This is a genomic window from Chryseobacterium carnipullorum, assembly GCF_900142785.1.
Taxonomy (GTDB): domain Bacteria; phylum Bacteroidota; class Bacteroidia; order Flavobacteriales; family Weeksellaceae; genus Chryseobacterium; species Chryseobacterium carnipullorum.
This window is the reverse complement of the sequence record NZ_FRCD01000016.1, coordinates 14,001-27,659: the sequence shown is the minus strand read 5'-3', so window position 1 is coordinate 27,659 and position 13,659 is coordinate 14,001. Positions and strand designations below refer to the sequence as shown.

The 13,659-nt window shown below is 36.7% G+C and carries 14 protein-coding genes; 8 read left to right on the top strand and 6 right to left on the bottom strand.

Annotation, left to right across the window (positions count from 1 at the left end; all coding sequences use genetic code 11):
* Positions 1-48: 48 nt before the first annotated feature.
* On the bottom strand, positions 49-927 hold the full coding sequence (bla-A, locus tag BUC06_RS17285) for a CGA/CIA family class A beta-lactamase (RefSeq protein WP_073335266.1): 879 nt from the start codon (positions 925-927) through the stop codon (positions 49-51).
* A 61-nt stretch (positions 928-988) separates the two neighbouring features.
* Positions 989-1,951 (bottom strand): Gfo/Idh/MocA family protein, encoded by a 963-nt coding sequence (locus BUC06_RS17280; RefSeq protein ID WP_073335265.1) that lies wholly within the window; start codon positions 1,949-1,951, stop codon positions 989-991.
* Between the two features lie 139 nt (positions 1,952-2,090).
* Between BUC06_RS17280 and BUC06_RS17275 the strand changes: the two genes are divergently transcribed.
* The 6 genes from BUC06_RS17275 (at position 2,091) to BUC06_RS17250 (ending at position 8,269) form a co-directional block, all read left to right on the top strand.
* Positions 2,091-2,741, top strand: a complete 651-nt coding sequence (locus tag BUC06_RS17275; protein ID WP_073335355.1) for a protein-L-isoaspartate(D-aspartate) O-methyltransferase — start codon at positions 2,091-2,093, stop codon at positions 2,739-2,741.
* Between the two features lie 659 nt (positions 2,742-3,400).
* Positions 3,401-4,384, top strand: a complete 984-nt coding sequence (locus BUC06_RS17270) for a 2-hydroxyacid dehydrogenase (RefSeq protein ID WP_073335264.1) — start codon at positions 3,401-3,403, stop codon at positions 4,382-4,384.
* 51 nt (positions 4,385-4,435) lie between these two features.
* Positions 4,436-4,726: a hypothetical protein gene (locus BUC06_RS17265; RefSeq protein ID WP_073335263.1), complete on the top strand. Its 291-nt coding sequence runs from the start codon at positions 4,436-4,438 to the stop codon at positions 4,724-4,726.
* A 156-nt stretch (positions 4,727-4,882) separates the two neighbouring features.
* Complete coding sequence (locus BUC06_RS17260; protein ID WP_073335262.1) at positions 4,883-5,320, top strand: endonuclease domain-containing protein; 438 nt, start codon at positions 4,883-4,885, stop codon at positions 5,318-5,320.
* Between the two features lie 413 nt (positions 5,321-5,733).
* Positions 5,734-7,719, top strand: a complete 1,986-nt coding sequence (locus tag BUC06_RS17255) for a urocanate hydratase (protein WP_073335261.1) — start codon at positions 5,734-5,736, stop codon at positions 7,717-7,719.
* A 91-nt stretch (positions 7,720-7,810) separates the two neighbouring features.
* On the top strand, positions 7,811-8,269 hold the full coding sequence (locus tag BUC06_RS17250) for a hypothetical protein (RefSeq protein WP_073335260.1): 459 nt from the start codon (positions 7,811-7,813) through the stop codon (positions 8,267-8,269).
* 209 nt (positions 8,270-8,478) lie between these two features.
* Here the strand turns inward: BUC06_RS17250 and BUC06_RS17245 are convergent, their stop codons facing one another.
* Both BUC06_RS17245 and BUC06_RS17240 read right to left on the bottom strand, forming a co-directional pair.
* The gene (locus tag BUC06_RS17245; protein WP_073335259.1) at positions 8,479-9,030 is read right to left on the bottom strand and encodes a hypothetical protein; all 552 of its coding nucleotides are present in this window, start codon (positions 9,028-9,030) and stop codon (positions 8,479-8,481) included.
* A 156-nt stretch (positions 9,031-9,186) separates the two neighbouring features.
* Positions 9,187-10,404, bottom strand: a complete 1,218-nt coding sequence (locus BUC06_RS17240; protein WP_139263384.1) for a PIN-like domain-containing protein — start codon at positions 10,402-10,404, stop codon at positions 9,187-9,189.
* A gap of 364 nt (positions 10,405-10,768) precedes the next feature.
* Between BUC06_RS17240 and BUC06_RS17235 the strand changes: the two genes are divergently transcribed.
* Positions 10,769-11,470, top strand: a complete 702-nt coding sequence (locus BUC06_RS17235) for a DUF6261 family protein (protein ID WP_073335257.1) — start codon at positions 10,769-10,771, stop codon at positions 11,468-11,470.
* Between the two features lie 316 nt (positions 11,471-11,786).
* Here the strand turns inward: BUC06_RS17235 and BUC06_RS17225 are convergent, their stop codons facing one another.
* Positions 11,787-12,152, bottom strand: coding sequence for a helix-turn-helix transcriptional regulator (locus BUC06_RS17225; protein ID WP_073335255.1), 366 nt, complete (start codon positions 12,150-12,152; stop codon positions 11,787-11,789).
* A 56-nt stretch (positions 12,153-12,208) separates the two neighbouring features.
* Positions 12,209-12,733 (bottom strand): hypothetical protein, encoded by a 525-nt coding sequence (locus BUC06_RS17220; protein WP_073335254.1) that lies wholly within the window; start codon positions 12,731-12,733, stop codon positions 12,209-12,211.
* Between the two features lie 184 nt (positions 12,734-12,917).
* Between BUC06_RS17220 and BUC06_RS17215 the strand changes: the two genes are divergently transcribed.
* Positions 12,918-13,640, top strand: coding sequence for a TonB-dependent receptor plug domain-containing protein (locus BUC06_RS17215; protein WP_073335253.1), 723 nt, complete (start codon positions 12,918-12,920; stop codon positions 13,638-13,640).
* Positions 13,641-13,659 lie beyond the last annotated feature (19 nt).

The window sequence follows — 13,659 nt, the reverse complement described above, 5'->3', positions numbered from 1 at the left end:
GAAATGATATTGTATCAATTTCTCTGCTTTAAAAATAAGCTTAATATTTTACTTATTAAAATCGTCCCATACGGCCTTTGAAATATCAGAAACCACTTTGCAGTTCACGGCATCTGTCTCGGTGGAATTGCTTACAAATATGGCAATTGCGTAATGTTTTCCATTGGGAAGAGTAATGATTCCCATATCATTTTCAGCTACCGTAAGACCGTTGTCATACTTTCCTGAAGACCCGGTTTTATGAGCTACTGGTGTGTTTTTAGGAAGTTGTTCAACAATTTTATTGGTACCCGTAGTGGTTCCGATCATGATCTTCATCAGATAATCCGTAGATTTTTTGGAAAGTAATTTCCCGTCATAGAATTTTTTCAGGACCAGAACTGCAGAGTTGGGTGTACTGTAATTGTCATATTGAGTTTTCCAGTTTTTGTGCATATCATCTTCATTGCGTTTGATCTGGAAGCCTTTTACCCCTTTAGAATCCATGAAATTCTGAACTGTCTTCGTTCCTCCGATAATTTTCAGCAGCATATCACAACCATTGTTGTCGCTTTGGGCAACAGTATAATCCAGCACTTCCTCCAGAGGAATTGAAACATTTCCTTCCGGATACTTTTTGCCGATGGGTGACCACGTATTTGGCAGCATATCCTCCTTTTTAAAGAAAATATTCTGGTCCAGCGAAAGTTTCCCTTTATCCACAAGATCCAAAACTGCACAGGCAATATGAAACTTGAATACACTTAACGTAGGAAGTGGCTTATCGCCGTTTTTATGGTATTTAAAATTATTTTCAAAGCCCAGAACGGAAACACCAACGGTCGCTTTTTTACCCTCAGTAATAGCGTTTATTTTTTGCTCCAAAGCTGATTTCTGAGCGAATGTGAATGATGAAACCAGAAAAAAGAAAAGTCCTATTTTTTTCATAAAATGGCCATTAAAACAGATCCCTTTTATCCATTAAAAAGAAAACTGAGGTTGAGAATAATTAAGAAATGAGTTTTACAATTTCCAGAGCTACCTTTAAAGCTTCAGTCCCGTCTGCAAGAGAAACTTCTACATTTTTGCCGTCAGTGATGGCGTCTGCAAAAGAATTCAATTCGTCAAGGATGGCATTATTAGGCTGAATGTCCGGATATTCAAATAAAATCTGGTTTTTTTCTCCGTCAGCATTTTCAATGATCATGTCGAATGGAGTAGGGTTTTCAGGAGCATCCTTCATTCGGATTACTTCTGCTTTTTTCTCTAGAAAATCTACTGAGATATAAGCGTCCGTCTGGAAAAAACGACTTTTTCTCATGGCTTTCATAGAAATTCTGGAAGTCGTAAGATTGGCTACACAGCCGTTTTCAAACTCTATTCTTGCATTCGCGATATCCGGAGTTTTACTCACCACACAAACACCGCTTGCATGAATATTTTTAACCTTAGATTTAGCCATGCTCAATAAAATATCCAGATCATGGATCATAAGATCAAGAACCACAGAAACATCAGTCCCTCTTGGGTTGAATTCTGCCAGTCTGTGAATCTCTATGAACATTGGATTTTGAATGTATTCCTTCGTCGCAATAAAAGCTGGATTATATCTTTCCACATGTCCTACCTGCGCTTTGATACCGTTTTCCTGACATTTTTGAAGAATCTCTTCTGCCTGTTCAAGGGTTTGGGTCACTGGCTTTTCTATGAAAAAATGAAGCTTTTTTTCAATCGCTTTTAAAGCATAATCATAGTGATATACTGTAGGCGTCACAATATCCAGCATATCGATCTGCTCAAGAAGTTCATCAAAATTTTCAAAATATTGATATCCGAATTCAGCTTCTATTTTTTTTCCGTTTTCAATATCTTTATCGTGGAAACCTACCAGCTCGTACTTATCTGACTGGTTAAGAAGTCTTAAGTGGATCTTTCCCAGATGTCCGGCACCTACCAAACCTGCTTTTAACATAGATTTTTTAATTTTGGTAAAGATAAGAATTTTAGGTATTAGGAAAGACGTTGTTGCTTTTTGGTTGATAAGTATTGATAGTTTTTTTACTTTTGTAGAAACTACTACCCGTAACCTAATAACTACTATCTTACTAATGATGCATGATTCGTTTGTACATAAAGGAAAAAGAAAAATCCTGGTTGAATATTTAAGACATAAGATCGGGATCTCAGATGAAAATGTACTTTCGGCAATGAGTGAAGTTCCGAGACACCTTTTCATCGAAAGCATTTTTGAGGATTTTGCCTACGAAGACCGGGCATTTCCTATTTTATCACACCAGACCATTTCCCATCCGTCAACGGTGGCCGAACAGTCTGAGCTGCTTCAGATAAGACCTGGTGAAAAAGTACTTGAAATAGGAACCGGATGCGGCTATCAGACGGCTGTATTGATTGCGATGAAGGCTTTGGTATATACGGTGGAAAGACAAAAAGACCTGTTTGATTTTTCAAAGAAGAAATTCCGTGAACTGCATTTAAGTCCAAAATTTCAGAGCTTTGGAGACGGTTTTGCCGGACTTCCCACGTTTGCGCCTTTTGATAAGATTATTGTCACCTGTGGCGCTTCCGTTTTGCCAACAGAATTATTGAAACAACTGAATATTGGAGGAAAAATGGTTATTCCATTAGGACCAACCGATGAGCAGATTTTATACCGGTTTACCAAAACGGCTCCTACCCAATTTGAAAAAGAGGAATTCGGGGCTTATAAATTTGTTCCGATGTTGGGGGATACGAACCATTAGAGGTGATAAGGTTTTGACCAGAAAATGTGTTGAAAAGCTTTTGTGGTTGATGTTTAACTTTTTTAAACCACCCCGTCAAAAATTCTTTGAATTTTCGCCACCCCTCCGGAGGAGGGGAATTTTGAGATTTCCCTGGGAATTGAAATTGGTTTAAGAGATTTTGTTGTTGTTTTTGCTTGTGGATGCTTATCTCACCGCAAAAAGCACAAAAGCCTTTGCGTATTTAACACTTTAGAGCATTTTAGTTTTAAAAGTTTTACCATTCTGAAAATAGCAAGAACACCTAAGAAGAAAATCAAATATTTTCGTCGAAACTTAGGTGTACTTCTTCTATATGCAATATATTCAACTTAAAAGTAACTTAAGTGTCGAAAAAGCTTGTCACTTTTATGGTTAAAAATTGAATTTTCTCTATTTTAATAAACGTTAAGACGGGTTCGGAATAGTAATTGAATGCAATCTAAAACCGATTGATGTCGCATGCGGAAAAATCAGAAAAAGATGTTTGGGAAGTAACTCGGAGATGGCTTCAGATGCCTGAGACAAAAACAAAGATAAACCTCAGTAATTTTAATACTAAAGTTAAATAACCTCACTTTTAACCTGGTGGGGTTTTTTATTTGAAATTTTAAAAACACGAAATTAAATCAAAATAAAACATGAAAGTATTTGTAAACAGAAGAATTCCTGAAACTGGAATCAATATGCTGAAAGATGCGGGGCTGGAAGTTTTTATTCCCGAACATGAAAACCTTTCTCACGAAGAATGGCTGATCTATTGTCAGAATCACGATGCTATTTTAAGCGTGGGCGGAGAATTTAAATATGACAAAGATTTTTTTGTTCAGTGTCCCAATATAAAGACCATTGCCTTATATTCCGTTGGTTTTGATCATGTAGATATTCACGAAGCCAACCGTAGAAATATTCCCGTAGGAAATACACCTGATGTACTCAGTAAAGCCACTTCTGATGTCGCTTTTCTTTTAATGCAGTCGGTGGCCAGAAGAGCGAGTTATAACTTTCAGAAAGTAAAAGACGGGAACTGGGGAGACTTTGATCCTTTGCACGCTTTAGGACAGGAATTATATGGCAAAACATTGGGAGTATTGGGATTGGGAAGAATAGGTTTTGAAATGGCTAAAAAGTCCCAAAAAGCTTTTGATATGAACATCATTTACCATAACCGTCATCCAAATGACGAAGCAGAAAAAGAATTGAATGCTACCTATGTTTCTTTTGACGAATTAATTGCGCAATCTGATGTATTAAGTATTCATGCCAGTTTTACTCCTGATCAGAAAGATCTTTTCAATGGTCCTGTTTTCGAAAAAATGAAGGAGAATGCTATTTTCATCAATACGGCAAGAGGGGGTTTCCAAAATGAAAAAGACCTCTATGAAGCCTTGGTTTCAAAAAAGATTTGGGGAGCCGGTTTGGATGTTACCAACCCTGAACCGATGTCTAAAGAAAGTCCTTTGTTAGAGCTTTCAAATGTATGTGTATTGCCCCACATTGGTTCTGCGACCATGGAAGCAAGAACAGGAATGGCCAGAATCGCTGCTGAGAATATTATCGCTTTCTCTAAAGGTGAAAAAATACCTTATTGTGCCAATCCTGAGGTATATTCGGTGAGTTCTTAGCATCTTGGAATTATTTTTGTTCTTATTGATAAACCTTAAACACTTAATATTATGACACCAGAAAACAATACCAACGAACAAAACAGAAAGCTTGAAGAGATGGATTATAATCCTAATGAAGATATATTCAACAAGGAAAAACATATTCCGCTCGACGGTGACGGAAATCCCATCCTCAATGAAGAAGACGATGACAAAATAGATAAGGGCCTGGATATTCCCGGCACTGAAGATGATGACGACATGGAAGAAATAGGATCTGAGGATGAAGAAAACAACTACTGGAGCACCAGCGATAATGAAGATGACCATGAAGAAAAAAATGATGATGTTTTAACGTAAATTCTAAGCTTACAGCATACAAACCTTACTGAAATTAGTAAGGTTTTTTTATTTTTGAAAACCATCTGTTCTGCGACGAATATCATTCCCCTCTTTTGGAGGGGTGGATTCGACTAAAAGGAGAAGACGGGGTGGTAAAAAACAAATACACAAACAATGAAAGAAATCTTAACCCACATCCAAGGCGTTCCCATCCAAAGGAACTTCGTAGAAAACCTGCCCTTTAATCCCCATCTGATACTATTGTTGAAAGAAAAACGAAAAGCACGTATTTTAAGTGAGGTCATTTTCTGGAAAAAAGTTCGGGCCGGAACATTTCACCACATTGATTTTGACAGACAAAGAATCATCGGAAACTATATTGTAGATTTCTATGTAAAAACTTTAGGATTAATTGGTGAGATTGACGGTTCCAGTCATGATGAAAAACAAGTGTATGATGGAATCAGGCAGGAATATCTTGAGTCTTTGGGACTTTTGGTTTTCAGAATCAGCGACTTTGACATAAAAAATAATTTATATGTAGCCATGAAGGAACTGGAGTATTTTATTATAGAAAATTTTGGGATCACCCCGTCTTCCAAAATTCCATAAATTTCACCATCCACCCCTCCGGAGGAGGGGAATCTTCGGTTGGCGTATGTATAACAGTCGGTATCTACAGATAATCCATCAACAAGTTCACTATTTCAGACAATCATCTATACTGCAACGAATATCATTCCCCTCCTCCGGAGGGGTGGATTCTCCTGAAAGGAGAAGACGGGGTGGTCAAAAATTATACACGCATTTTCAACATACGCATTACTTAGTAACCACCCCGTCTTGCAAAATTTATAGAATTTTCCAATCCACCCCTCCGGAGGAGGGGAATCTCGGTTGGCGTATTTATAACAGTCGGTATCTGCATATGAAGACATCATCAAATTCCCTTGCCTATATTTTCTAATTTGAATATCTTTAAAACTTCAAAACGTTGAATTCTAAACATTGAACTAGATAGCAATATGACATTTCAAGAACAGATACAGCAGGGGATTCCGAATCAGCTGCCACAGCCTAAACCATACGAAACCAATATCAACCATGCACCGAAGCGTAAAGAAATTTTAGGAGAAGAAGAGAAAAAGCTTGCTCTTAAAAATGCCTTACGGTATTTTGAACCTCAGTTTCATGCAGAATTGCTGCCTGAATTTAGAGAGGAACTGGAGAAATACGGGAGAATTTATATGTACAGATTCCGTCCGGATTATGAAATGAAGGCAAGGTCCATCGCAGATTATCCCGGGAAATCGGAGCAGGCAAAAGCCATCATGCTGATGATTCAAAACAACCTGGATTATGCAGTGGCACAGCATCCTCACGAACTGATTACCTATGGTGGAAACGGAGCCGTCTTCTCCAACTGGGCACAATATCTTCTGACGATGAAGTATCTGTCTGAAATGACAGACGAACAGACTTTAACCATGTATTCCGGGCATCCGATGGGATTATTCCCTTCTCACAAAGATGCACCAAGAGTAGTGGTAACCAACGGAATGATGATTCCTAATTACTCCAAACCGGATGATTGGGAGAAATTCAATGCGCTGGGCGTTACCCAATATGGGCAGATGACAGCGGGAAGTTATATGTACATCGGTCCGCAGGGAATTGTTCACGGAACCACGATTACGGTACTGAATGCTTTCAGAAAGATCAAAAAAGAACCGCAGGGAGGCCTTTTCGTCACTTCAGGATTGGGTGGAATGAGCGGTGCGCAGCCAAAAGCAGGAAATATTGCAGGCTGTATTACGGTATGTGCTGAAGTAAATCCAAAGATCACAAAAATCCGTCACGACCAAAAATGGGTGAATGAGATTTATGAGAATATAGAGGAATTGATAGAAAGAGTAAGAAAGGCTCAGGAAAATAAAGAAACCGTTTCTCTTGCTTACCTTGGAAACATTGTTGAGGTTTGGGAAAAATTTGATGAGAAAAACTTAAAAATCGATATCGGTTCAGATCAGACATCGCTTCATAATCCTTGGGCTGGCGGCTATTATCCGGCAGGTCAGAGCTTTGAAGAATCGAATGCGATGATGGCTGAAAATCCTGAATTGTTTAAAGAAAAAGTTCAGGAAACCTTAAGAAGACACGCAGCTGCGATCAATAAACATACTCAGAAGGGAACATACTTCTTTGATTATGGAAATGCCTTTTTACTGGAAGCTTCCAGAGCCGGAGCGGATGTAATGGCTGAAAATCCGACTTTAGGAAGAGAATTTAAATATCCGAGTTATGTTCAGGATATTATGGGTCCAATGTGTTTTGATTACGGTTTCGGGCCGTTCCGTTGGGTATGTGCCAGCGGAAAACCGGAAGATTTGCAAAAGACAGATGATATTGCCTGTGCTGTTTTGGAAGAGATGGTAAAAAACTCTCCTGAAGAGATTCAGCAGCAGATGAAAGACAATATCCAGTGGATCAAAGGCGCTCAGGAAAACAAACTGGTGGTAGGTTCACAGGCAAGAATCCTTTATGCAGACGCAGAAGGAAGAATGAAGATCGCAGAAGCTTTCAATACTGCTATCAAAAACGGAGAAATCGGGCCTGTTGTTTTGGGAAGAGACCATCACGATGTTTCCGGTACAGATTCGCCTTACAGAGAGACTTCCAATATCTATGACGGTTCAAGATTTACCGCAGATATGGCGATTCACAACGTGATTGGCGATAGTTTCCGTGGGGCGACCTGGGTATCTATCCACAACGGTGGCGGAGTAGGCTGGGGTGAAGTGATCAATGGTGGTTTCGGAATGCTGCTGGACGGAAGTGATGAAGCAGACCGAAGACTGAAATCTATGCTCTTCTGGGACGTGAACAACGGAATTTCCAGAAGAAGCTGGGCCAGAAATGAAGGCGCTGTTTTCGCCATTAAAAGAGCCATGGAAGCAGAACCCAATCTGAAAGTGACGCTTCCGAATTTTGTGGATGAGAGTTTGTTTTAATTCAAAAGAAATTAAATCATAATAAACAACTTTGCTGTATTTTGTATAGCAAAGTTGTTTATTTTTATATAAATCTTAAGCCTAAAAATAGTTGAAAAAATATACCGCACAAATTAACAACAAACAACTTGTCTTAGTTTCAGAAGATCAAAAAGAGATTGGGCGGATTGTAAAACTCAATAAGTTCTTTTCTTCAGGCTATTATATCATTTTCAATTCCAGAAGCTATGATATCAAAAATGTAGGTTTTCTAAAGAACGATGCAGAACTTTTTAATTCCAAAGGCGTCATTTATTTTACAGATTTGGGAAAAGAAAGAATCATTAAGTCCGGAGCCGATGTTAGGATTTATAATTTTAAGTTGAGTAAAACAAATCAGCTATTTGAAAAAGGAAAACTCTTAATAGAAGTAACAACCGAGGATAAAAAGAAACTTAAATATCCTATTTATCACCTTGAAGTTGACGAATCTGTTGATGGCTTGCTAGCGTTGTTTTTCTTACATTATTCAACGCAGGAGTTTAGTTCTATTGGTGGGGACGGGGATTAGATTTTTGTAAAATCTAACGGAATCTTGAGAAGAAGCTGGGCCAGAAATGAAGGCGCCGTTTTCGCCATTAAAAGAGCCATGGAAGCAGAACCCAATCTGAAAGTAACGCTTCCCAATTTTGTGGATGAGAGTTTGTTTTAAAAACTTTTTAGATATAAGAAAAACCTGCTTCACAACAGGTTTTCGTTTTATTATAGTTCGGATTTATTTTATTTAAAGCTTTTTTCTAACAGCTTTTTGTCATTTTCACTGAGCTTCTCATATTCTTCAATTGTCATTCCTAATCTTTTCAAATTTCTATCTATGTATATATTAACTTCATCAACTACTCTTTGAGCATCATCAATCAATGCTTGATACTGACACTCAATTAATTTACCCAATAATAGAGCTTCGGCAGCTTTATAGTGATTTATAAAATCTTCCTTATTCTTAAAACCATAACGAAGAGTATTTGTGGTCTTTTTATCTCTTTCAACATTAAATGCGTCATAATATTCTGTAAGCGGTTTCATAAGAACTTTCTGCATTGTTTTGTTGTTAAAATTTTCCAGTTTTAAAACATCATCTACAACAGATTTTAAAACCTTTCGAGTATTTTGTAAATATTTAACTTTATTATCTTGGATATTATATTTTTGTAGTTCTAGTGTCAAAGAATCTGTTTTTAAACTCCTTTTATTTAAAATCTCATCAACATTTTGTCCATAGGAAATTCCAAAAAAAATACTGAGTAGTAAGAAAATAAAAATTCTTTTCATTTATAAATATTTTTATCTAAATTATTATAGATCCATATTCTAATATAATACCTGGTGTTGGTGTGGCATTTCATCATATTTACCATATTAGACACGAACTTGAAAGCTCGCCTAGCGGGGGATATATAATTTGATTGTAATTCCTAGTAAAGAGACCTATTTATTATTATCTCTATCTCTATCTATTTTTATCAGCTTTGTAAAAATCTCATGATCAAGTTCAGAATTGTAAGTATTATTATACGAATTTCTATATAAGTGCTTGTTTATAAATTCAATTTTCTCTTTAATAGAATCTCTTTCTTTTCTTAATCCTAAAACGTAGTTATTATAATTGTTTACTTTTTCTTCTATATCTTCAATATTGTTATGGTCGTTTAAAAAAGAAATAACTTTATCATCATTATGAATTAGTTTTTCAATTTCGAGTAATCTTTTATGTAAAACGTCTGTTTGATCCCTAGTTGTTTCTTTGAAATAATAGTTGTTTTTTTCATTATTTTTTAGGGTTTCTAACTCTGCAAACTTCATTGCTTGAATTTCTTCTAATGCTTTCTTATTAATCTGCTCTTTCAAATAAGTTTGACCATAGCTTAAAAATCTTTCAGATGAGTACATATGAAATTGCTTTTGTGATTCTTTATAAACTTCTTCCACCAATTCTTGTCTTGGACCCATATTTCTCCCATCTTTTAATTTCCACCACCAATCGATTTTTCTTTCGTCTGTAATTAAAATGATATCTTTATCTAAATCTTTAGAAATTTTAATTATCTGTTTCCATAATACTAAATCTCCAAATTTTCGGAAGCCTTCTTTAGTTTTTTCATCTTCAAACCCAGGAGGTATTTTTTTAGCATATCTGTTTTCGCCTTCTTTATATATTATTTCTAATTCTTCATTTTTAAACTCATCGCCTAACTTTGATTTAAAGATTGTAGCAAGTTTATTATAAATTGGATCTTCTTTTAAAAAGTTACAATATTTTTTTATACTATCCTCGACCTCAATACTTACATTTTCAAAAACTTTATTAAGCTTAGAGTCAATGCTAGATGATAAAAATGGTGGCTTATTTGTGGACTGTAAATCTTGCTGAATTTGTGAAATTTTACTTAAAAAATCTTTATATGCTTTTTCTTGTTCGGCAATAACTTCGTACCTATTACGGTTATATTCTAATGCTGCTTGATGAGGTAGGTATATTTTATCAGAGAATTTTGAAATTAAATCAATAAGTGTTTCTCTTGTTGTATCAGAATAACGATATAAGTTGAGTAAAACATTTGTATCAAATATTATTAATCCATTGTCCCATATAGCTTTTATTTCTTCTTCGGTTTTTTTGTAATAGCCTTGAAATATTGTTTTCATCGATATTAGTATAGTTTTTAATAGTTCCAAAAATTTTCGTTGTCTAATATATATAATTTTAGAGATATCTGAATACGGTTTCCCATAATCAGAAGTTTCCAACTCCAAAACACCTGTTCTCACAACCCACCCAACCCCTCCGCAACTCCCACCCACTACTAAAACAAACCACCCAACCCCTCCGGAACTTCAAAACAAACCTGTTTCTAATCTCCGGAGGACTCCGGAAGTCTCCCGCTACGTGCAGGAAACCACAGAAGTGCTCCGGAGATCACGCGCAAGACTGTTTGTAACCTAGCGACTTTTTAATATATTTGATTCTGAAAATAAGTTTCCATTCATTAACCAATACACAAAAAAACGTATGAAAATCGCACTCACCAAGCTGAGTACTAAGGATCTTGCGACTTTAGCTCAGAGAACCATTTCAAATGCCCAGTCAGGGAAATATCCGGTTATTGCCAACCATCCGCTGCTTGCAGATTTGCTGGCTTCCTATACCGAATACGATAGGGTATACACCAAGCAGGTCTACAGCGGAAAAGGAAAAGACGTTGCCGCGCTGGATCATGAAAGAGATGTGGCGTACAACAGCATGAAAGCATTCCTGAACGGGTACCGGAAGCTTTCTTCTGCCGCCAATTATCAGCTGGCGGAAGACCTCTATCGGGTATTTAAAACTTTCGGGCTGGATCTGGACCGAAGAAGCTATTCTTCCCAGACTGCCCAAATGAAAAAGCTGATCGAAACCCTGGAAAGTTCCGAGAATATGCAAAAAATCAGAACACTTGCTCTGGAAACCGCACTGGCTGATATGAAAGCCAAACATGAAGCTTTTGAAACGCTGTTTTCTGAACAGGCAGGGATTAATGCAGATCTTCGCCAGATGAAAAGCGCATCGGCCATCCGAAAGGATCTGGAAAAAAATCTGAAAACGTATATCAGTTTATTAACCGTGATGAAAAACGTTCCGGGGTGGGAACTTTTCTACAATGATGTCAATGAATTGGTAAAGGCCGCGAAAAACTCTTCGGTCTTAAATCCAAAGCAGGAAAAACCATCTTAAAACAATGAAACCAAAAAAACTCAGCACAGCGCTGAGTTTTTTGTATTTCTTATCGTTAGACCATCGCAAAGGCGCAAGGTTTTTTTTAGCTATATGATGAGGTAAGGCGCAAGAAAACCGAAGATTTTCGGCAATGGGGAAGTGAGCTTGCTTCGTCGCAGCACCCATCGCAATCACGGCAGGAATCATTAAGAGTATTTGAGCTGTTTAGAAATAGTAAGCGTCATGCTTTATAAAACATCTTTGATGTTTCTTAACGACCCTTAATACCTTAAATTTTCTTAATGGTTCAAAATAAATAAAGTTTAGAAACTCTTTATTTTTTATACTTTTTCAGTTCTTCCTCCAGCCTTTGGTTCTCCTTTTTCAGGATCTGTATCAGGTCTCTCTGGCTTTCCAGAAGATATTCCGGGACGTTGCAGTAATAATTACCATTGATATTGCCTACATCAATTGTATTATTATTAAAATGATTTATATTTTTAGCTTCGTCTTCCTGATAAATTTCCTCCACAGGAACTTCCAGAAAACGGGCAATTTTTTCCCATTCTTCTTTTCGGATGCTTACATCTCCGCTTTCTTTTCTACTGTAGTTGGAAACGTCTGTGGCAATGATATCTGCGATCTGCTGCTGTGTGATGCCTTTTCTTTTTCTTACCTCGCGTAGTTTTTCTTTTTGCATAGCTGTATTTTCTACAAATATGCAAAATATTACGCAAAAAAAACAGGGGTTGCGCTTTATTGTTTTTCATATTCTTTCAAAAAATTAAAAGTAGCATCTTTCAGAGATTTTTTTAGATTGTTCGTTTTGTCTCCACCACCGCTTTTACGGATTCCGGTTGTTTTTATTTCTTTATTGTCGGTGCGAGTTTTATAATTCACCACTGTTTTTAGGGTCGCTATAGAAAGTCCAAAGTGCCAGTTTATTTCCGAAATGTCAGCATCAATAATTAAAGGATCTTTATCGGTGATTTCTTCTGAATTTTCAATAAATTTTAGTTTTATTTTGGTCTCACTTGCCAGCTCATTTATAGATAATTTGAAAGTTTCTTTTACATCCGGTGAAGGGGTAGGACCAAAAATAGTTCCTACTGTTCCCGTCATATTAATTTGATTTTGGCTTTTAGGATTTAGTTTGAAATAAATAGATTTTTCTGCATAAAAATTTTTATTCAAAGTTTTGTTCGTATAGTTATGAGAGGTTCCACAACCTATTAAAGTAATGGCTGCTACAAATAATAAAAGAAATTTTAAAGTTTTCATGGAGTTTGTTTTTAAATGTGGTTTGATGTTTAAATTAACGAATTGTATTGACCTAAAAAGAGTTCCCAAATATAAAAAATAGATCTTAATCAAAAAGCTTCCCTTTGCTGCTCATTTTTACAGAACTTATCTACATGTTTCCAACCTTTTCCCATCATCCCGCATCTCTATATAAAAAGAGACTATGAAAATCACCATACCAAAACCATGTCACGAAAACTGGGAAATAATGACGCCCGAAGAGAAAGGTAGATTTTGTTCCGTTTGTTCCAAAACTGTCCGGGATTTCACCGGGGCTTCTGATCAGGAAATTATAGAGGTTTTTTCCCATTCTTCAGAAGACATTTGTGGGAATTTTAATGCATCACAGCTTAACAGAGATCTGCAATATTCTTTTATCAATTCACTCTTTACGAAGTTTGCGGTCGGTTTTATGCTGACAACAGGAGGATTTGTTTCAGTATATGCACAGCAAGATGAAGTACACGATACTTTAAAAGCAGACGAAATAAAAGACGTTGTGATCTTCCCACAAAAACAAAAATTGCTGCTGGGTTCAACGACCGTAATACCGGGAAATCTTTTAGTGAATACTCAACGGAGTGAAATGCAGGCCCAGCTGAGCGGTTTGATGGGTAAGGCAATTACTACTGTAAAAAAAGACGATACCGCTCACCGGAAAATGATGATTGGAGGCGCTTCATCAACGCTGAGGAGTACTGAAAAACCTTTATGTGTCATCAATGGAAAGGTGAGTAGTTTCGAAGAACTCAGTTCGATGGACACTAAAATAATAAAAACAATGAATGTTCTGAAAGGAGCTTCTGCAAAGGCAATTTATGGTGAAAAAGCCCGAAACGGCGTCATTGTAGTAACCACTAAAAAGAAAGAAAAGTTAAAAAAATAACGAGTTGCGGCGATCGAAG